Annotated in this window: 20 protein-coding genes; 5 read left to right on the top strand and 15 right to left on the bottom strand. The window is 63.0% G+C overall.

Annotated elements, in window-relative coordinates:
- The 11 genes from ACQ7C1_RS17150 to ACQ7C1_RS17100 form a co-directional block, all read right to left on the bottom strand.
- Window positions 1–1,566 (bottom strand): putative PEP-binding protein, encoded by a 1,566-nt coding sequence (locus ACQ7C1_RS17150; protein ID WP_430959131.1) that lies wholly within the window; start codon window positions 1,564–1,566, stop codon window positions 1–3.
- Window positions 1,550–1,894 (bottom strand): HPr family phosphocarrier protein, encoded by a 345-nt coding sequence (locus ACQ7C1_RS17145; protein ID WP_097600011.1) that lies wholly within the window; start codon window positions 1,892–1,894, stop codon window positions 1,550–1,552. The genes ACQ7C1_RS17150 and ACQ7C1_RS17145 overlap by 17 nt, the downstream gene beginning before the upstream one ends.
- Window positions 1,894–2,292 carry a dihydroxyacetone kinase phosphoryl donor subunit DhaM gene (gene dhaM / locus ACQ7C1_RS17140; RefSeq protein ID WP_037175071.1) on the bottom strand — a complete coding sequence of 133 codons (399 nt, stop codon included), beginning with the start codon at window positions 2,290–2,292 and terminating at the stop codon, window positions 1,894–1,896. The genes ACQ7C1_RS17145 and dhaM overlap by 1 nt, the downstream gene beginning before the upstream one ends.
- 14 nt (window positions 2,293–2,306) lie before the next feature.
- Complete coding sequence (gene dhaL, locus ACQ7C1_RS17135; RefSeq protein ID WP_097600010.1) at window positions 2,307–2,921, bottom strand: dihydroxyacetone kinase subunit DhaL; 615 nt, start codon at window positions 2,919–2,921, stop codon at window positions 2,307–2,309.
- 52 nt (window positions 2,922–2,973) lie between these two features.
- Entirely contained in the window at window positions 2,974–4,614 is a 1,641-nt protein-coding gene (locus ACQ7C1_RS17130) for a dihydroxyacetone kinase subunit DhaK (protein ID WP_430959130.1), read from the bottom strand.
- 52 nt (window positions 4,615–4,666) lie between these two features.
- Window positions 4,667–5,674: an ABC transporter ATP-binding protein gene (locus tag ACQ7C1_RS17125; RefSeq protein WP_430959129.1), complete on the bottom strand. Its 1,008-nt coding sequence runs from the start codon at window positions 5,672–5,674 to the stop codon at window positions 4,667–4,669.
- Complete coding sequence (locus ACQ7C1_RS17120; RefSeq protein WP_430959128.1) at window positions 5,667–6,764, bottom strand: ABC transporter ATP-binding protein; 1,098 nt, start codon at window positions 6,762–6,764, stop codon at window positions 5,667–5,669. The genes ACQ7C1_RS17125 and ACQ7C1_RS17120 overlap by 8 nt, the downstream gene beginning before the upstream one ends.
- A gap of 3 nt (window positions 6,765–6,767) precedes the next feature.
- Complete coding sequence (locus tag ACQ7C1_RS17115; RefSeq protein WP_085778512.1) at window positions 6,768–6,986, bottom strand: hypothetical protein; 219 nt, start codon at window positions 6,984–6,986, stop codon at window positions 6,768–6,770.
- Window positions 6,983–7,936, bottom strand: coding sequence for a carbohydrate ABC transporter permease (locus tag ACQ7C1_RS17110; protein ID WP_430959127.1), 954 nt, complete (start codon window positions 7,934–7,936; stop codon window positions 6,983–6,985). The genes ACQ7C1_RS17115 and ACQ7C1_RS17110 overlap by 4 nt, the downstream gene beginning before the upstream one ends.
- Entirely contained in the window at window positions 7,933–8,901 is a 969-nt protein-coding gene (locus tag ACQ7C1_RS17105; RefSeq protein ID WP_183704425.1) for a carbohydrate ABC transporter permease, read from the bottom strand. The genes ACQ7C1_RS17110 and ACQ7C1_RS17105 overlap by 4 nt, the downstream gene beginning before the upstream one ends.
- Before the next feature lie 116 nt (window positions 8,902–9,017).
- The gene (locus ACQ7C1_RS17100) at window positions 9,018–10,343 is read right to left on the bottom strand and encodes an ABC transporter substrate-binding protein (RefSeq protein ID WP_430959126.1); all 1,326 of its coding nucleotides are present in this window, start codon (window positions 10,341–10,343) and stop codon (window positions 9,018–9,020) included.
- Window positions 10,344–10,867: 524 nt separating this feature from the next.
- On the opposite strand from ACQ7C1_RS17100, the gene ACQ7C1_RS17095 reads away from it, so the two are divergent.
- From ACQ7C1_RS17095 to ACQ7C1_RS17075, 5 genes are all read left to right on the top strand, one after another.
- Window positions 10,868–12,313 carry an MFS transporter gene (locus ACQ7C1_RS17095; protein ID WP_430959125.1) on the top strand — a complete coding sequence of 482 codons (1,446 nt, stop codon included), beginning with the start codon at window positions 10,868–10,870 and terminating at the stop codon, window positions 12,311–12,313.
- A 130-nt stretch (window positions 12,314–12,443) separates the two neighbouring features.
- Entirely contained in the window at window positions 12,444–13,508 is a 1,065-nt protein-coding gene (locus ACQ7C1_RS17090) for a sensor histidine kinase (protein ID WP_430959124.1), read from the top strand.
- Window positions 13,509–13,779: 271 nt separating this feature from the next.
- Window positions 13,780–14,331: a DUF924 family protein gene (locus ACQ7C1_RS17085; protein ID WP_430959123.1), complete on the top strand. Its 552-nt coding sequence runs from the start codon at window positions 13,780–13,782 to the stop codon at window positions 14,329–14,331.
- A 136-nt stretch (window positions 14,332–14,467) separates the two neighbouring features.
- Window positions 14,468–16,984 carry a mechanosensitive ion channel family protein gene (locus tag ACQ7C1_RS17080; protein WP_430959122.1) on the top strand — a complete coding sequence of 839 codons (2,517 nt, stop codon included), beginning with the start codon at window positions 14,468–14,470 and terminating at the stop codon, window positions 16,982–16,984.
- 112 nt (window positions 16,985–17,096) lie between these two features.
- The gene (locus tag ACQ7C1_RS17075; RefSeq protein ID WP_430959121.1) at window positions 17,097–17,363 is read left to right on the top strand and encodes a hypothetical protein; all 267 of its coding nucleotides are present in this window, start codon (window positions 17,097–17,099) and stop codon (window positions 17,361–17,363) included.
- A 27-nt stretch (window positions 17,364–17,390) separates the two neighbouring features.
- On the opposite strand, the gene arsC is transcribed toward ACQ7C1_RS17075, so the two are convergent.
- Genes arsC through ACQ7C1_RS17055 form a run of 4 tightly spaced genes read right to left on the bottom strand, consistent with a single transcriptional unit; the run spans window position 17,391 to window position 19,394 of the window.
- A complete protein-coding gene (gene arsC / locus ACQ7C1_RS17070; RefSeq protein ID WP_430959120.1) occupies window positions 17,391–17,813 on the bottom strand; it encodes an arsenate reductase (glutaredoxin) in 423 nt (140 codons plus the stop codon).
- Entirely contained in the window at window positions 17,810–18,511 is a 702-nt protein-coding gene (locus ACQ7C1_RS17065) for an MIP/aquaporin family protein (RefSeq protein ID WP_285195685.1), read from the bottom strand. The genes arsC and ACQ7C1_RS17065 overlap by 4 nt, the downstream gene beginning before the upstream one ends.
- Window positions 18,511–19,041 (bottom strand): arsenate reductase ArsC, encoded by a 531-nt coding sequence (locus ACQ7C1_RS17060; RefSeq protein WP_430959119.1) that lies wholly within the window; start codon window positions 19,039–19,041, stop codon window positions 18,511–18,513. The genes ACQ7C1_RS17065 and ACQ7C1_RS17060 overlap by 1 nt, the downstream gene beginning before the upstream one ends.
- On the bottom strand, window positions 19,038–19,394 hold the full coding sequence (locus tag ACQ7C1_RS17055; protein WP_430959118.1) for an ArsR/SmtB family transcription factor: 357 nt from the start codon (window positions 19,392–19,394) through the stop codon (window positions 19,038–19,040). Before ACQ7C1_RS17055 ends, ACQ7C1_RS17060 begins: the two co-directional genes overlap by 4 nt.
- Between the last annotated feature and the right edge of the window lie 21 nt (window positions 19,395–19,415).

The raw sequence follows: 19,415 nt of genomic DNA, 5'->3' as shown, positions 1-19,415 counted from the left end.
CTACTCTCCGGCTGCCCTGGTGCCATCGGCATTAAGGCCGACGATTGCCGATCTTATCGCGGGACGGCGGGCCGGCGCCACGGAAAAATGCCGGAGACCGGCGGCAAGCAGCCCTGGGAGATAGCGGGGATCGCCGGCCATGTCGCCGCAGATGCTGACGGCCTTGCCGCCGGCAAGTTTTACCGCCTGCTCAATCAGCCGGAGCACGGCGGGTGCCGCCTTGCCGGCATCGGCCTCGTTGCCGTCGCGGGCGGAGGCGGCGAGATATTGCGTGAGGTCGTTGGTGCCGAAGGAGAAGAAGGCCGCCGATCCGAAACTGTCGAGCATCAATGCAGCAGATGGCACCTCCACCATCATGCCGATCGGCGGCATCCGGTGCGGCAGGGCGCGGCGGCCGAGCTTTTCGGCTTCCTCGCGGAACAGTTCGCGCATCCTGTCGACCTCGTCGGGAAAGGTCACCATCGGCAGCATTACCGAGAGTTTGCCGAAGACGGCGGCGCGCAACAGGGCGCGGGCCTGGACGCGGGCGATTTCCGGCCGGGCAAACAGCAGCCGGATGCCGCGCAGGCCCGGCTCGAGAGCCGGCAGGTCTTCGAGGCCGGCAAGCGGCTTGTCTCCGCCTATATCCAGCATTCTGATGATCACCGGCTTTTCGCCCGCCTGCTCCAGCACGCGGCGATAGATCGCCAGTTGTCGCTCTTCATTGGCGGCATCGGCGATCGAGGTGACTGAAAATTCCGAACGCATCAGGCCGACGCCCGCCGTTGCCGGATCGAGCGCATCGATCTCGGCGGGATCGTTGATGTTGATGGAGATAAGGATCGGTACGCCGTCCGCCGTGAGCAGCTCGCCGCTTTCCGTCTTGATGTCGCCGGCCGGCGCGAGCGGCGGGATCAGCATGCCGCCCGCCTTGAGGATGACGGCGCCGGTGTTGCCATCGACGCCGACAGGATCGCCCCCTGCTGCCGAGAAACGGCCTGTGCCGACCACCATCGGCACAGATTTCGCCCGGGCGAGCAAAGCGACATGGCCGGCGGTGCTGCCCGCAAACAAGGCGATACCGCCGCCCTTCGACCAGTCATGAGCGAGGAAGCGGCTCGGCTCCATGTCCTTGCCAACGAAGACCGAGCCGGGCGGGAAATCGGCGACCGGGGTGCCGGCGAGCGCCCCGAGCACACGGTTCTTGATGTCGAGAATGTCGATGGCGCGCGCCCGCATCTGTTCCTCGTCGGCCGCTTCGAGTTCGTCGATATAGGCGTCGAGCGTGGCGACCCAGGCGAAGACGACATTCTCGTCGGCGTGCATGCGGGCACTCGTTGCTTCCGCGATGCTGGGATCGCGGAGCACCTCGATCTGGAAATCGATGATATCGCGGCTTTCGGCATCGGCGCCTTCGGCGAGGCGCTCGAGTTCGCCGATCGAGATATCGATCGCCTTCTCAAGCGCGCCGTAGCCGCCGGCGGTTCCGGGCGCGGAAGCAGCTTTCGGCTCTTCGGCGAGGAAGGCCGGGCCGGACGCGATGCCGGGGGATGCGCTCTTTGCTTTCAGCCTAAGCGGTTCTGCCATGTTTCTTTTCCTCATCGAAATTGCGCTCGATGAGTTCCTTGAGCGCACGGATCGCCTCTTCGGCAAGAATGCCGTCTGCCCGTATTCTGAGGATAGACCCTTTGCGGATTCTGGCACCCATGATCTTGATGATGCTCTTGCCGTTCAGCCAGACGTCGCTGCCGTTGACGGCGACCTCGATCGAACAGGGGAAGGACTTGGCAAGCCGCGTGAAGGTGACGGAGGGGCGGGCATGCAGCCCGACGCCGTGCTTGACTTCCACCTCCGTCTGGCAATTCACGTGCAAAGGATCAGGCTCCTGTTTCTCAATACGCAGTCTGCTCGTCATCAGGGGGACAGTTCCTCGGCTGTGGCGACGACCTTGGCGAGCGACGCGCCCCCTGAGGCTTCGGCGGCGGCGATGACTGCGCCTTCGACGAGCGGGGCGTTGCAGATGGAGACGAGGGCCGACCGAGGAAGGCCCAGCATTTCGATCGCCATCTCGCTGTTGGTCTCGGCACCGCCGAGATCGACGAAGACGGCGACGCCGGCATCGGACCAGGCGGCCTCGATCGCCTTCAGGATACCGCCGGCATCGGTGCCGAGTTCGCCATGGACGTTACCACCAGACCAGGCAAGCGGCACGCAGTCGCCGACCATTTGCCGCACCATGTCGGCGATGCCCCTTGCCACCAGCGGTGAGTGGGAGACGATCACGATACCCACGTTTGCGGTCTTTCCATTCATGCCGGTCCTTTCATTCATTGGGGGCGGCGCTCCCCGAGATAGCGGCAAATCGCCGTGGTCAAGAGCGCGCAGCTCGACGCGCCGGGATCGACATGGCCGATCGAGCGGTCGCCGAGATAGGCGGCGCGTCCGCGCATCGCCTTCATCGCGGCGGTCCTGTCGGCGGAGCGTTCGGCCTTGCGGGCGACGTCACCGAGCGGAGACCGCTTCGCGAGCGCCGCATGGACGGGATAGAGCACGTCGAGCAGCGTCTTGTCGCCGACGTGCGACCGCCCGCGTTTTGCCACGGCGTCGATCGCCTGTTTCAGCACCAGGGAAAAATCGGCCTTGTCCTCACTTTTGCGAAGCTCGCGGCCGATCTCGATCAGCAGCGTGCCATAGAGCGGCCCCGCCGCCCCGCCGACGTTCATCACCAGCGTCAGGCCGATCTTTTCCACGGCGTCGGGGAAGGGCAGGCTGGACAGGCTCTCGCCCTCGGCGCTCACCGCCTCGCAGCCACGCCGCATATTGGTTCCGTGATCGCCATCGCCGATGGCGCGATCGAGTGCGCAGAGGTGATCGGCGTTTTCCGCGATCGTCGCGCGGCACACCTCGATCAATCCCGCCACAAGCACCGGTTCCGCCTGCACTGCCTTCCTCCCTGTCGCCCTCTCTCCCGGGGGGCTTTCGAACTTCACCCGGTCAGGCAAGACTTGCCGCTACGCCGAACGCGCCGGCAACCGCGACCGCGCCGGGATCGGCGACACCCGCCAGATCCCTTTCGCCGACATAGGAGGCGCGTCCGGCTCTCGCCTTCGTCATCGTCTTGGTCGACTCCGCACCTGATGCCGCTGCCCTTGCCGCGGCAGCGATATCGCCTGACGCGAGCGCCTGCAGGGCAGGTGACAGAGCATCGACCATCGTCCGGTCGCCGACTCCAGCTCCTCCATAGAACGTCATCCTGTCGAGCCCCGCAAGAAGAGCCGCTGATATATCGGCTTTATCGGCCATCGCCTTGGCCGCGGCGGTGAAGAAGATCGACAGCAGCACGCCGCTCGATCCGCCCATGCTGGTGCCGAGGATGTCGCCGAGCGAGGCAAGCGTTGCCGCCGGCTTGTCGAGCGGCAACGTGTCGAGGCGGGCGAGCACGCTGCGGGCGCCGGCGGCCACCGTCGAGCCGGTATCGCCGTCGCCGACGCGGCCGTCCAGCCGGTTGAGTTCGTTTTCCTGTTCGATCAGGTGCTCGCAGAGTGCCGTGATCAGGCGTCGGTTGCGGCTGTTCTCGCCTGGTGTGGCTGCGCCGTTCAAGTGGCTCGCCGTTCTCGGCGCGACGATGACCTTGATCTCGTGGCGTTCGACGGCCGGCTTCCAGGCATGCGGCTCGACCGCAGCCGTCAGCGCCGCTTCGCGCACGGCATCCAGCCGGATCAGCGACAGCGAGAAGCCGTTCATGTTGAGCGCGGTCATCATCGGCGCCGGGCCGACGATCAGCCTGATGTGGCGGCCAAGCGGCGAGGACAGCACTGTCTTGGCGATGACGGTCATTTCGAGCGGCGGCACGGCGCCGAGATTGTTGATGAGGAGGGCGTGGTCTGCCCCTTCGCGCAAGGCAGGGGTCAGGCGCGCCGCCATGGTGGCGACGATATCGGCAACCGGCTGCAGCGCAATGCGCTCGGCGCCGGGTTCGCCATGGATGCCGAGGCCGAGTTCGCCTTCATCAGCGCCGAGGCGATCCTCGTGCGCCTGTCCGGGCACGCTGCAGGTGGAGAGCGACATGCCGAGCGAGACGATATCGCCGGCCGCGGCTGCGGCATGGGCCGCGACCGTCTTCAGCTCCTCGCCCCTTTCGGCGTGATAGCCCGCGATCTTGTGGACGAACAGCGTGCCAGCGACGCCGCGCGGCTGGTTGATGCCGGGGATGGCGATGTCGTCGGCGACGATGACCATTTCGACGTCGAAGCCTTCGGCGCGCGCCTTTTCGGCGGCGAGGCCGAAATTCAGGCGGTCGCCGGTATAGTTCTTGACGATCAGCAGGGCGCCCTTCGGGCCGGTCACGGCGCGGATCGCCGTCAGCACCGCATCGACGCTCGGCGAGGCGAAGATCTCGCCGGAGACGGCCGCCGTCAGCATGCCCTTACCGACGAAGCCGGCATGGGACGGTTCATGGCCGGCGCCGCCGCCCGAGATGATCGCCACCCCAGACTTGTCCCAGTCCGCGCGCAGGATCACCTTGATGTCGGGAAAGCTGTCGAGACGGGCGAGACGGCCGCTGCTCGTCGTCAGAAGCAGGCCGTCCAGAGCTTCGGTGACAATGGTTTCCCTGCGGTTGAAGAAGTGTTTCATCGATTGAGACCCGTCCCTTTGTTTTTTATGCGATCATCATTTTGTTTGCCGGTCACGATAGCCGCTGTCCAGCCGCATCGAAATAAAGCGGATCGCGCAGCGTCAGGCTGATCCGGTCGCCCGGCGCGATCGCCAGATATGGATCCGCGAGTGTGACGAGTTTGTGATTGCCAGCCCTGATGTGCAGGTGGTTCTGGTCGCCGAGATGCTCGATCCAGTCGACCTCGGCATTGGCATCCTTGCCAACGACGATATCGAGATGTTCGGTGCGCGCGCCGACGGTTTTGGTGCCGGAGGGCGGACGGCCGCCGGGCAGCAGGTCCGCCGGCAGAAGGTTGATATGCGGCTGGCCGAGGCGGGCGGCGACATGCAGGTTAGCGGGATTGCCGTAGATCTCGCGCGGCGTTCCCACCTGCATCAGCCGGCCCTCGGCGACGATGCCGATGCGGTCGGCCATGGTCATGGCTTCCACCTGGTCGTGGGTGACGTAGAGCAGCGTCGAGCCGAGCTCCTTCTGGATGCGCTTCAGCTCCAGGCGCAGTTCGGCGCGCAGCTTGGCGTCGAGCGAGGAGAGCGGTTCGTCCATGAGATAGATCGCCGGCCGGCGCACCAGCGCCCGGCCGATCGCGACGCGCTGCATCTCCCCGCCGGAGAGCCTGGTCGAGCGGTTTTCCAGCTTGTGGTCGATGCGGACCATGCGCGCGACCTCGCGCACGCGCCGGTCGATCTCCTCCGCACTCAGCTTGCGCACCGGCGCCTTCAGCGGGAAGGCAAGGTTCTCGTAAACCGTCATGTGCGGATAGAGCGAATATTGCTGGAAGACGAAGGCGACGTCGCGCCCGGCCGGCGCTTCTGCCGCAACATTGCGGCCGCCGATCTCGATGCGGCCGCTGTCGGGTCTTTCAAGCCCGGCGATCAGCCTGAGCGTCGTGGTCTTGCCGGCGCCTGTGGGACCGAGCAGCACGACGAACTCGCCGTCGCGTATAAAAAGATCGAGCCCATCAAGAGCCTGGGTGTCGCCGAAGCGCTTGCTGAGATTTCTGAGGACGACATCAGCCATGCCGGGTCTCCTTATAGAGCTGGGATGGCACCGCGCGGCCCGAGACGCAGTCGAAGAGCGCGAGGTTCGCCGGATTGAATTCGAGGCCGACGGTCTCGCCGATCCGGAAACTGCGACTGGCGGGAACGCGGGCCTTGATCAGACCGCCCGGGGTTTCCACGGCAACAACCTGGTTGGTGCCGAGATATTCGCTGCCATAGACGGCGCCGCGAAGGGGCGAGGCGTCGCTGAAGCGGATATGCTCGGGCCTGACACCGAGCGCCAGTTCGCTTTCTGCCATGTCCTGATGAATCTCGGGAACGGCGACATTGACGCCGTCGAGCAGGATGGATGTGTCGCCGCTCTTCAGGCCGGAGGTGAAGCGCATGAAGTTCATCGGCGGCGAGCCGATGAAATCGGCGACATACATGGTCGCCGGCTTGGCATAGATCTCCTGCGGCGTGCCGAACTGCTCGATGACGCCATGGTTCATCACGGCGATCTTATCGGCCATCGCCATCGCCTCGTGTTGATCGTGGGTCACGTAGACGGTGGTGGCATGGATGCGGTTGTGCAGCTCGCGGAGCTCGTGAACCAGGATCTCGCGGAACTCGGCATCAAGCGTGCCGAGCGGCTCGTCCATCAGGAAGCATTTCGGGCGGCGGACGATGGCGCGGCCGAGCGCCACGCGCTGCCGATCGCCGCCGGCAAGGCCCGAGACCGAGCGGTCGAGAATATGATCGATCTGCAGCAGGCGGGCGGTCTCTTCGACGCGCTGACGGATCTCGGCCTTGGGCATGCCCTGCGACAGCAGCGGGAAGCCGATGTTTTTGCGCACATTCATATGCGGGTAGAGCGCAAAGAGCTGGAAGACGAAGGCGATGTCGCGGGCGCTGGCGCGGTTGAAGGTGACGTCCTCGCCGTCGAGATGAATCTTGCCGCTCGAGGGCAACTCGAGGCCGGCGATCATGCGAAGCGTCGTCGTCTTGCCGCAGCCGGAAGGCCCGAGCAGCGCCAGGAATTCGCCGTCATGGACGCTGAAGGTCGAATTATCAACGGCGACGAAGCTGCCGAATTCCTTGCGGAGATTTTCGATCCGGATGTCCGCCATGGTTTACTCCGGGAATTTCGAGACGATGATGAACATGACGGTGCCGATCAGCAGGGTCACCAGCGAATAGGTGTAGAGCACCAACAGGAAGGGCTGGAACAGCATCAGGAAGCCGAGCCCGATCAGCACGGTGGCGATATTCTCCATCGGACCGCGGCGCAGCAAGAATGGCCGTTTCGGGCGGGCAGGGGTGCGGGTGCGTGTCTCGATCAGGTGGCTCATTTGCGGACGGCTCCGAAGGTGATGCCGCGCAGCAGCTGCTTGCGCAGGAGAATAGTGAAGACGAGGATCGGGATCAGGAAGATCGTCGTGCCGGCGGCGACCGCCGGCCAGTCCTGCCCGCCTTCGCCGATGATCGTCGGGATGAAAGGCGGCGCGGTCTGGGCCTCGCCCGAGGTCAGAAGGGCGGCGAAGGCATATTCGTTCCAGGCGAAGATCAGGCAGAAGATCGCAGTCGCGGCAATGCCGGTGGTCGCCTGCGGCAGCACGACCTTGCGGAAGGCTTGCAGCCTCGTATAGCCGTCGATCATCGCCGCCTCCTCGTATTCGCGCGGGATCTCGTCGATGAAGCCCTTGAGCAGCCAGACGGCGAGCGAGACGTTGACGGCGGTATAGAGCAGGATCATGCCGAGCGCCGTGTCCGACAGGCCGAGCTCGCGATACATCAGGTAGATCGGGATGGCGACGGCGATCGGCGGCATCATGCGCGTCGACAGGATGAAGAACAGCAGGTCGTCGGCGAGCGGCACCCTGAAGCGGGAGAAGCCGTAGGCGGCGAGCGTCCCGAGGAAGACCGCCATGAAGGTGGAGCCGAAGGCGATGACAAGCGAGTTGACGAAGCGCGGCAGGAAGTTCGACGGGCCTGCGATCACCATGTTGCGCTTGCGTGTCACCTCATCGCAGGTGCCGACCGGCGCCGGCAGCGAGGCGATGTAATCAGGTGTCTGCCGGGTGCGCGTGGTGAAGAGATTGCAATAGCCTTCGAGCGACGGCGTGAAGACGATCTTCGGGGGATAGCTGATCGAATCCGGCGGCGATTTGATGCTGGTCAGGAAGATCCAGACGAGCGGGATGAGGGTGATCAGCGCATAGAGGACGACGATCGTGCCGGCGATGCGCTTGCTGGTGAGGCTCGGCTCGACGACCGAATGGGCTGTATTGGCGGCGCTCATCTTTGCTTCACCTTGTTCAATGCCTTGACGTAGATGTTGGCGAGGCCGAACACCGCGACGAAGAGGACGATGGCGAAGGCCGAGGCCCGGCCGGTCGCCCAGCTTTCGAAGGCGGCGCGTTTCAGCGTAATCGAGGCGACCTCGGTGACCGAGCCCGGTCCGCCGCCGGTCAGCAGCGTCACCATGTCGAACATCTTGAAATTCTCGATGCCGCGGAAAAGCACCGCGAGCATGATGAAGGGCAGGGCCATCGGCACGGTGATCGACCAGAACTGACGCCAGGGCGATGCACGATCGACCTCGGCCGCCTCGTAGATATAGTCGGGGATCGAGCGCAGTCCGGCGAGGCAGATCAGCATCACGTAAGGCGTCCACATCCAGGTATCGACGATGATGATCGCCCAGGGCGCCAGAGAGACATTGCCGAGCATCTGCACATCGGATGTCGGAATGCCCGACACCAGCGAGACGGCATAGGCGAAGAGGCCGATCTGCGGCTCGTAGAGAAAGCGCCAGAAGTTGCCGACCACGGCGGGCGACAGCATCATCGGGATCAGGATAATCGTCGTCCAGAAGGCATGGCCGCGAAACTTGCGGTCGATCAGGTAGGCGAGCGAAAAACCGATCACCGTCTGCAGCAGGATCGTCCAGAAGACGAAATGGGCGGTGGTCTGCATAGCCTGCCATATATCGGGATCGTTGAGAACGCGTTCGTAATTTCCAAGGCCGACGCCCAGGACCGGCGCATTCGGCCGGTTGGCGCGGTAATTGGTAAAGGAGAGATAGACCGCCCAGATGAGCGGGAAGATGTTGATCGCCAGGAGCAGGGTGATGGCAGGCGCGATGAACAGCCAGGCGATCGCCCTGTCGGAGAGGCCGCGGACGCGCCGGGCAAACGAGGCGGGCGTTGCCCTTGCTGTCGCGTCGGCGGCTTTCTCGACAATGGAGGGATGGGAAATGGTCAAGTTTTCACCCGGTCTTTTCGGAGATGAAAGATCCGGCGGCCCGGCTCGTCTGCCGATCCGGGCCGCCATCCTGGTGAGGATGGCGCGCAGAGGGATGCCACCAGTCCCGTCAGGCACTAGATTTTGCCGTCGTCCTTGAAGACGTCGCTCCAGTCTTTCACCAGGCCGTCGAGCGCTTCCTTGGCAGTGCCGTTGCCGGCGACGACGTAGTTATGGACGCGCTTCTGCATGGCCTGCAGCAGCGAGGCGTAGCTTGGCTCGGCCCAGAAGTCCTTGACGATCGCCATCGAGTCCAGGAAAGCCTGGGCATAGGGCTGGCTCTTGGCGAACTCAGGCGCGTTGACGACGGAATTCAGGCACGAGAAGCCGCCGAGTTCCCACCATTTGGCCTGCACCTCAGGCTGTGCGAACCATTTGATGTATTGCAGGGCGGCGTCGCGCTTGTCGGAATAGGAAACCACCGAGATCCCCTGACCGCCGAGCTGGGCGAAATGCGCCTTCTCCGCCGGATTGGGGAAGAAGCCGATCCTGTCGCCGCCGACCTTCTCGTCCTTGTAGAGGCCGGGCCAGGTGAAGGCGAAGTTCATCTGCATGGCGACCTGGCCGGATTTGAAGGCGTCGGCGGATTCGACCATATAGACGTTGGAGCTGCCGGGCGGCGTGCAGCAGTCATAGAGCGACTTGTAGAATTCGAGGCCCTTGACCGCATCGTCCGAGTTGACGAAGCCTTCCATCTCGTAGGGCTTCTTCGGGTTGTCGTATTGGAAGCCCCAGTCGTACAGGACGTTTGTGACGCCCATGGTGATGCCTTCGGACCCGCGTTCGGTATAGATCGAGGCTCCATAGACGGTCTTGCCGTCGATCTCGCGCTTCTGGAAGAACTCGGCGATCTGCTTCAGCTCATCATAGGTCTTCGGAGCTGCGAGATCGTGGCCGTATTTCGCCCTGAATTCCTTCTGGAGTTCCGGCTTTTCGAACCAGTCCTTGCGGTAGGTCCAGCCGACGACGTCGCCCATGGCGGGCAACGCCCAATAGTTCGGCGTGTTCTTCGGCCATTCCGAGTAGCCGACGACAGTCGCCGGCACGAAGTCATCCATCTTGATGCCTTCCTTGTCGAAGAAGTCATTCAGCTTGACGTAATGGCCGTTCTCGGCCGAGCCGCCGATCCACTGGCTGTCGCCGATGATGAGGTCACAGAGTTTGCCGTGAGAATTCAGCTCGTTAAGGAAGCGATCGGCGTAGCTCGTCCAGGGAACGAACTCGAACTTCATCTGCGTGCCTGTCTTGGCGGTGAAGTCCTTCGAGAGCTCAACGAGTGCATTGGCAGGGTCCCATGCGGCCCAGCACAGCGTAAGTTCATCGGCTTTGGCGAGATTGGGCAATGCCGACGACATTACGAACGCCGTGGCCAGCCCCAAAAGGGCTTTCGATGTTTTCTGCATAAGTTCCTCCCAGAACCAAGACCGGCTCCCCACCGGCGTCGCATATTCACCCGTTTCAGAGAATGCTCACATGAACTCCTCAATCATCATGTTTAGCAATGTGTTTAGTGATAGCGCATTTTATAAACATTGCAAGTGATATTAGTTACTGCGGCGCACCAGGTGCTGCCGGCCGGGTTTCGACCGATCTCCTGGCAACTCGTGAAAATTTCCCGCGCAGGCGTACCGATACGACGAAATCCGGCCTCGCTGGCGGATGGACCGCAGGGTATGGACCTCGACGCCGCTCCTGTTTTCCCGGGAGCGGTTCAAACTTGGCCTCGCCTCCGGTGAGGCCTTCTTCTTTTGTCCATGCCGGCCATCTCGGGAAATTCCGGTGCAGTGCGAGATTTAGCCTTTCGGGCCTGATGCAACAGGCGTATTCAGCCAGTGCGTGGTTCAACCGCGCTCCCCTCGCGGCAGATCTCCGATCGGCTTCCTCCCGCTTCCCTGCCGCGTCATCCGGAATTTTCATTGGCGGATCCATGACCACGGCAGAGACGAGCGAGCAGGGACAAGAGGCGGCAAACGGCCGCCAGGCGAAGATCGTGGCTCTGGTCGTTGCCGTTTCCTTCTTCATGCAGATCCTTGACGGCACGATCGTCGCCACCTCGCTGCCGCAGATGGCGGCAAGCTTCGGCGTGCAGCCGGTGTCGATGAGCATCGGCATCACCGTCTACATGCTGACGATGGCGGCCTTCATTCCGCTGTCGGGCTGGCTCGGCGATCGCTTCGGCGCGCGCCGCGTCTTCCTGGTGTCGATCGGCGTCTTCACCGGCGCCTCGCTGTTCTGCGGGCTCTCCGGCAGCCTCACAGAATTCGTGCTGTGGCGGGCGCTGCAGGGGGCAGGGAGCGCGCTGATGACGCCGGTCGGGCGCATCATCGTGCTGAAGAATGCCCGCAAGTCCGAACTCGTCCAGGCGATTGCGCTCATCACCTGGCCGGCGCTGACGGCGCCCGTGGTCGGCCCTGTGCTCGGCGGCTTCATCACCACCTATGCCAGCTGGCACTGGAACTTCCTGATCAATATTCCGATCGGCATCGTCGGCATGGGGCTGGTGCTGCGCTTCGTGCCCGAACAGCGGGAGGCCGATCCCGGCCGGCTGGATATTCTTGGCTTTGTCCTGAGCGCGGCCGGATTGACCCTGCTGCTCGCGGCCCTGGAGCTTTCGGTCAAATGGGAAGGCGGGATTTGGCCGGTCATCTCCATGCTGGCGGCCGGCGTCGTATTATCGGTTATGGCGACGCGGCATTTCCTTGCCGTCGACAATCCGCTGCTCGATCTTTCGGCTTTCCGCGTCCAGACCTTTTCGATGTCGACGCTCTCGGCGGGCACGGCTTGCCGAACGGCCATCAATGCGACGCCTTTCCTGCTGCCTCTCTTGTTCCAGCTCGGCTTCGGACTGAGCTCGATTGCCGCCGGCGCCTATCTGCTCGTGTATTTTCTCGGCAATTTCAGCATGAAGGCGGTGACGACACCGCTCTTGCGCTTCTTTGGCTTCCGCACCGTTCTCGGGCTCAATGGACTGATTGCCGCGCTTTCGATCGTTGCTTGCGGTTTCCTGACGCCGGAGACGCCGCCGTTTTTCATCCATGCGCTGCTCTTTCTCGCCGGCCTGTCGCGGTCGATGGAATTCACGGCGCTGAACACGCTCGCCTTTGCCGATATCGGCCCGGCGCAGCGAAGCTCGGCCTCGACGCTGTCGAGCATGCTGCAGCAGATGTCGATGCTGCTCGGCGTTGCGGTGGCAGCCGCCGTGCTCAATATTTCCTCTGCTCTCAGAGGTGCTGATAATCCCGTCATGGCCGATTTCCGATGGGCCTTCGTCGTGGTCGGCGCAATCGGCATCGTCTCGTCGCTGCGCTTTCTGCAATTGCCGAAGGAGGCGGGCGCCGAAGTTTCCGGCCACCGGAAATTCAAGAAGCGCTAACGTCGCCTGCGACAAGAGCGAGCGATGAGCGATGTTTACCTCAGGCGGTCAATGCAATACGACAGTGCTCATGCCGACGACTCGGACGCTTGCGGGCGGTCGTTGCTTAGAGAGAACGCCGGGAGACGGAATGAGCAATTCTAGCGGCGATGCGGATGCCCTGATCCACATCCTCTATATCGACGACGACGAGGGGCTCGCGCTCCTGATGCAGAAGAACCTTGCGCGGCGCGGCTTTTCGGTCGAGTGGGCGCGGAGTAGTGCTGCCGGCCTGGCGCGGATCGCCGAAGGCGGCATCGACGCGGTCGTGCTCGATCATCTCCTGAGCGGCGAGACCGGACTCGACATTCTGCCCTGCATCACGTCCGTGCCGGATCATCCGCCGGTCATATATGCAACGGGGTCGGACGACACCAGCATCGCGGTCGCGGCGCTGAAGGCGGGTGCCGATGACTACATGCTGAAGGGGATTTCGGCCGACTATTTCGACCTGCTCGCCGCCGCCCTGGAACAGGCGCTGGAGCGGGCCCGCTTCCGCCGCGAGACGGCGCAGGCGCAGGAGGTGATCCGCCAGCAGCGCGACCATGCCGAGTTGCTGCTTGCCGAAGTCAACCACCGCATCGCCAATAGCCTCGGCCTCGTCGGCGCGCTGATCCGCATGCAATCCTCGATGACCCAGGACCAGGTGGCGATCGATGCGCTGCACGAGACGCAGATGCGCATCAACGCGATCGCGAGCGTCCACCGCCGGCTCTACACCAACCGGCAGGTCGGCTCGGTGCAGGTCGATGAATATCTGGACAGCCTGCTGACCGAGCTTGAAGCTTCGATGCGCGACGACAAGCGGCCGCACCGTATCGTGCTGACCGCAAAACCGGTCAATCTGGCGACCGACAAGGTGATCACGCTCGGGTTGATCGTCAATGAACTCGTCACCAATGCTTTCAAATATGCCTATCCCGACGGCGTCTCAGGCGAGATCCGCGTTGTTGTCGATCAGATCGACGGCGAATTGCGCCTGATCGTCGAAGATGACGGAGCGGGGTTTGCGCCAGAGAACTCGGCGAGGGGAACGGGCCTCGGCACACGGATTTTGACGGCGATGGCCGCGAGCTTGAAATCGGATTTCGCTTACGATCCCGGGCATGATGGGACGAGGGCGATGCTGGTGTTTTCGTTGCATGAGGAGAAGTAGATAGAGGTGGAAGGTCACGATGAAGGGTGTGTGCCTGCGGCCCTCTCATCTGGCTGCCGGCACCGACGACCGGGGTCGAGCCACGGGTCTCGACCCGTCCTTCGGCCCCCCTCTGGGGAGAAGAGATTGGCGGCAACGTCTCGACTCCCTCTTCTCCCCAACGGGGAAGGTGCCCGTAGGGCGGATGAGGGTGCCGCAGGCACACCTTGTCCTATTTTTACTAGAGCTTGCCGGCATAACGTCATCGAACCTAACGCGGCGGGAGGAAAGCATGACAACGATCCGCACACCTCGCGAAGTCTACGATTTCTGGTTCGTTCGATGTGGCCGCGACCTATGGTTTCGCCCCCCGCGGGAACTCGATGTCGAGATCCGGAATGTTTTCCGCGATACGCATCTGGCGCTTGCCGCGGGCGTCGGCGATGAATGGCGGGCCGATCCGGTGAGCCGGCTGGCGGCCGTCATCGTGCTCGATCAGTTTCCCCGCAACATCTATCGCGGCACGGGGCTTGCCGTTGCTACCGACGGGCTTGCCCTTCGGGAAGCCAAGCTTGCGCTTGCGGCCGGTGCCGACCAGGCGGTTGAACATGCTTGCCGGACCTTCTTCTACCTGCCCTTCGAACACGCCGAGAACCTCGACGAGCAGGACCGTTCGGTGGCCCTGTTCACCGCGCTCGGTGACGAGGAATATCTCGATTATGCGATCCGTCACCGCGAGGTAATCGCCGCCTACGGGCGCTTTCCTCACCGCAATGCCATGCTCGGGCGGGAATCGACGGCAGCAGAACTCGACTATCTCTCCAAGCCCGATGCAGGGTTCTGAGCTGTTTGGACGAATGAGCGCGGCATGGACAAGCTCGGTGGGCAGGGCGCTTTAGGCATCTCCCGCCTTTCTGTCGCCTTTCTTTGCGATGAAAAGCGAGCATTCAATTTCGATGACAACCTTTTCGGAGGCTTTTTTGCGGCTGAGATCCATCCTGCTTCGCACCATTCTTCTCGTGACGCTGGCGCTCGCCGGTGCGCATTTCGAGAGCGCAGCAGCCTTCGCGCAGGAACCGCAGCCGCAGGGGGCAGCAGCAGAGGCGTCGCTTGTCGATACGCCTTCCGCCCAGGCGGCGAAGGAGATCGAGAAGGCGAAGGTCCAGCTTGGCTCACTTCAGGACAGCGTCAAGGCGAACGCCGATAATGACGATGCGCTGGTCGGGCTTGCAACCAAGGCCGACGAGCTCAGCCGCGCCGTCATCACCATATCGGTCAACCTGAGGCCGCGTTTCGACCAGATCAAGAACCGGCTGGCCGAGATCGGCGAGCCCCCGAAGGATGGGCAGCCTCCCGAGGCGCAGATCGTCACGGACGAGCGGAATGCGCTCGCCGCCGAGCGCGCGCAGATCAACGCGGTGACGGGCGATGCGGAAAACCTGTCGATCGCGGTGACGAAGCTCATGAACGAGATCATCGAGATGCGGCGGCAGCTGTTTGCCGATACGCTCTTCAAGCGCACCGAAATCTCGGTTTCCGTCCTCGACGATGCGGCGACTGCCTTCGTGCGGGAGACTGGCGAATTTGCCACGGCGCTGTCGAGCTGGGCCACCTTCGTCTGGAAGTTCAAGCGCTTCCCGCTTTTTGCGGCGATCTTCCTGTCGCTCGCTTCGGCACTCATTCTGCTTTCCGGCAGCTACCGGCTGTTCGGCTCATATCTGCGCCGGGACGAGGCTGTCGAGAACCCGTCCTATATCGGCCGGCTGTCGATCGCCTTCTGGTCGACGCTGATCCGCACCCTGGCGCTCTCGGTGCTGCTCGTCACGTCCTTCTTCTTCCTGAACAGTTTCAACGTGCTGCGGCCGGATATCGCGCCCGTCATCGGCGCTCTGTTCGGGACGATCGGGCTGGTCTATTTCGTCGGCCGCTTCGTCAATGCTATCTTCGCGCCGCACGAACCGCGCTGGCGATTAGTCAAGCTTTCCAACCTAGGCGCGCGCTCAATCGGTTATTGCCTCCTGGCGATGGCAGTCATCAACGGACTCGACTATCTCTTCAGCAGCATCGGCGAAGCGATGGGCTCGCCGCTGGTGCTGACCGTGGTCAGAAGCCTGGTCGCCGCGCTCATCATCGGCATCATCCTGATCGTAGCCTCCTTCGGCAAGCCGATGTTGGCGAGGAACGGTGATCCCGACGCGCCGGGCCGACATTGGCCGCGCGGCATGGCAATCATCCTGCGCGTCGTCGGCACTGCCCTGATCGTTTCAGCGCTCGCGGGTTATGTGGGGCTGGCGCGTTTCGTCGCCACACAGCTCATCATCACCGGCGCAGTCGTTGCCACCATGTATGTCGGTCTGCTCTCCGGCAAGGCGATATCTCGGCAGGAGAGCTTCGGCGATACTTTCTTCGCGCGCTTCCTGACACGCCGTTTCAACCTCGGACCCGTGGCGATTGATCAGGTTGGCCTGCTCGTCGGCCTTGCCATCTATGCGGTGGCGCTGCTCGTCGGCATTCCGCTGATCCTGCTGCTCTGGGGCTTCCATGTACAGGATCTGCAGCTTATCGCCTTTCGCCTGTTTACCGAGGTCAAGCTCGGCGGCATCAGCATCTCGCTGCTCGGCATCTGCACCGGCATCCTGCTCTTTGCCGGCGTCTATCTGCTGACGCGCTGGCTGCAGCGCTGGCTGGACGGCAATGTCATGGCGCGAAGCCATGTCGATCTCGGCGTGCGAAACTCGGTCAAGACAGGCATCGGCTATCTCGGCGTCGGCATTGCCGCGATCATCGGCGTCTCCGCCGCCGGCATCGATCTGTCGAGCTTCGCGCTTGTCGCTTCGGCTCTTTCGGTCGGTATCGGTTTCGGCCTGCAGAACATCGTCTCCAACTTCGTGTCAGGCCTGATCCTGCTGGTCGAGCGGCCGTTCAAGGTCGGCGATCACGTCGTCTCCGGCACGGCCGAAGGGATCGTCAAGCGGATCTCGGTGCGCGCTACCGAGATCGAGACTTTCCGCAAGCAGGCGATCATCGTGCCGAATTCGGAACTGATCAACGGCCTCGTCGGCAACTGGACGCACCGCAACAAGATCGGTCGCTCGGAAATCCCGGTTTCCGTCAGCTACGACGCCGATCCGCAAAAGGTCATGGATATTCTCTTAGAGTTGACGGCGAAGATACCGCTCGTCATGCGCAATCCCGAGCCGCATGTCGAATTCCTGCGCTTCGGCCCCTATTCGCTCGATTTCGAGCTTCGCTTCTTCCTCGCCGACATGGGCGACGGCCTGACGGTGCGCAACAACCTCCGGATCGAGATTCTCAAGCGCTTCAAAGCGGAAGGCATAGAGATCCCACTGCCACAGAGCGACCTTACCATCCATCGAGAGGCTGCCCCCGTCCTTCCCAATGCGGTCAAGCATGCGGACGGCCATGAGAAGAATAGACCGGTGGAGGAAGAAGAGCGGCCGGTGCGCCAGCTGCGCGGGCGCGCAGCGGAGAGCTGAACAGCTTATTCAGCCATCATTCACAGGTCTATGTGCATGATCCCTTCCATCGGGATCGCTGCCGAGGGCAGCACCGATCTTTCGAGGGGAGGGCGCGTTAGCGCCGCCGCACATGATGGCAAGATTTGCCGCCGTTCTGCTTGTCCCGCTGCTTGCCGCGCCCGCGGTCAATGCCGCATCCATCACGAATACCGATTCTGCCGCCGTGGTGCTCGTCATCACCGAGGGTGGGCAGCGCGTCGAAGTCGTGGTCGATGCCGGCGCTTCCGAAAGTCTCTGTTCCTCCGGCTGCTTCATGACGACACCCGACGGCGACCGGATCGGGCTCGATGGCGGCGAGACGATCGACATCGTCAAAGGCTCGGCGGTCGTCAAGTAGGATTGCGGACCTGTCAGGCTGGACGGCTCAGATAACGCGCTTGCCGTCCGCATCCAGGACCTTCTCGCCGTCTTCCTTGGTGAAGGCACCCTTGTGCGTCTCCGGCAGGATTTCCAGGACCACCTCGGACGGTCGCGACAGGCGCGTGCCGAGGGGCGTGATGACGAAGGGTCGGTTGATCAGGATCGGTTGCGCCAGCATGGCGTCGAGAAGCTGGTCATCAGTCAGATCAGGATTGTCGAGGCCGAGTTCGCCATAAGGCGTATCCTTCTCGCGAAGGGCTTGGCGCACGGTGAGACCGGCGTCGGCGATCATTCTCGCCAGCTCCTCACGCGATGGCGGGTTGTTCACATAGTCGATGATATCAGGCTCGATGCCGGCATTGCGGATCATGGCCAGCGTGTTGCGCGAGGTGCCGCAGCCGGGATTATGGTAGATGGTGACGTTCATAGCTTCGCCTCTGATGGCAGGCTCGATGAGGATGTCTCGGCTGACTGCAGCAGCCAGGTGAACAGAAAAAGAGCGACGGCCGCGCCCAGGATTTCAGCGATCCAGAAACCCGGAAGATCGACCGGGCGAATGCCGGAGAATGTGTCGGTCAGTGAGCGGGCGAACGCAACGGCCGGATTGGCGAATGACGTCGAGGCGGTGAACCAGTAGGCGGCGGTGATGTAAAGACCGACCAGCCATGGCACCGCCTTCTGCTCGAACTTGATGCCGGCGAGAATGACCGCGACCAGGCCGAAGGTCGCCAGACCTTCGGAAAACCACTGCGCGCCGCCGGTCCGGACCTTGCTCGATATTTCCAGAAGGGGGAGCGCAAACATCAGATGAGCGGCGATCGTCCCTGCGATGCCGCCGGCGATCTGCGCGAGCACATAGCCGCCCAGATCACGTCTCGGCAGCGAACGCGACATGGCGAAGACCAGCGAGACGGCCGGATTGAAATGTGCGCCGGAGATCGGTCCAAGGGTGGTAATCAGAACCACCAGGATCGCGCCGGTCGCAAGCGTGTTGCCGAGGAGAGCGAGGCCGATATCGTCAGTCAGCGATGTCGCCATGATGCCGGAGCCGACGACGGTTGCGACAAGCATTGCAGTGCCGAGCGCCTCTGCGACCAGCCGGCGTGATAGATCGAACGGCGCCATCAGCCGTCCCTCGCCGGTTTCGCGGTCGTGCCTTCCATGCCGCCGATCTGGCGCAGGTGCTGCTCCAGTGCCAACTTGTGCATCGACGACAGCGGCAGGCTGAGGAAGGCAATGATCCGGTTCTTGAGGAAGCGGGCGGCCTGTGCGAAGGCGCGGGCTTTCTCGACCTCGCTGCCCTCGACGGCGGCCGGATCCTCGACGCCCCAGTGAGCGGTCATCGGATGGCCGATCCAGACAGGGCAGGCTTCGCCGTGGGCGGTGTCGCAGACGGTGAAGATGAAATCCATCTCCGGTGCGTCGGGCTTGGCGAACTCGTCCCAGCTCTTCGAGCGGAAGCCGGTCGAGGGATAACCTAGTGCCGCAAGCTCCTTCAACGCCAGGGGATTGACCTCGCCCTTCGGCTGGCTGCCTGCGGAATAGGCCCTGAATCGGCCCTTGCCTTCGGTCTCGAGGATGGATTCGGCCAGGATTGAGCGGGACGAATTGGCGGTGCAAAGAAAGAGCACGTTGTAAACACGGTCAGCGGTCATTGCAGTTCCTCCTTGATTGCAGACACACAGCATGTGGCCATGGCGACGGCGGGCGCGCAGATTTGCGTATTTCCGCCGCAACAATCCTCCATCAGGAAACGGATCAGGCCGCCGAGCGCTTCGTAGTTGGCGGTGTAGATGATCGAGCGGGATTCCCGCTGCTGGGTTATCAGGCCAGCTCGCTCCAGCTCCTTCAGGTGGAAGGAGACGTTGGACGGCGAAACATCCGCTTTTTCCGCGATGGTGCCCGCTGCCAATCCCTCCGGACCCGATACGACAAGCATGCGAATGATATGAAGGCGCGTTTCCTGCGAAAGCGCGCCGAAGGCGGCGAGGGCTTGACGTTGATCCATATTTCAATAATCCTTGAATAA

The organism is Rhizobium sp. Nf11,1, from assembly GCF_050587665.1.
GTDB lineage: Bacteria > Pseudomonadota > Alphaproteobacteria > Rhizobiales > Rhizobiaceae > Rhizobium.
This window is presented reverse-complemented; position numbering and strand designations above follow the sequence as displayed.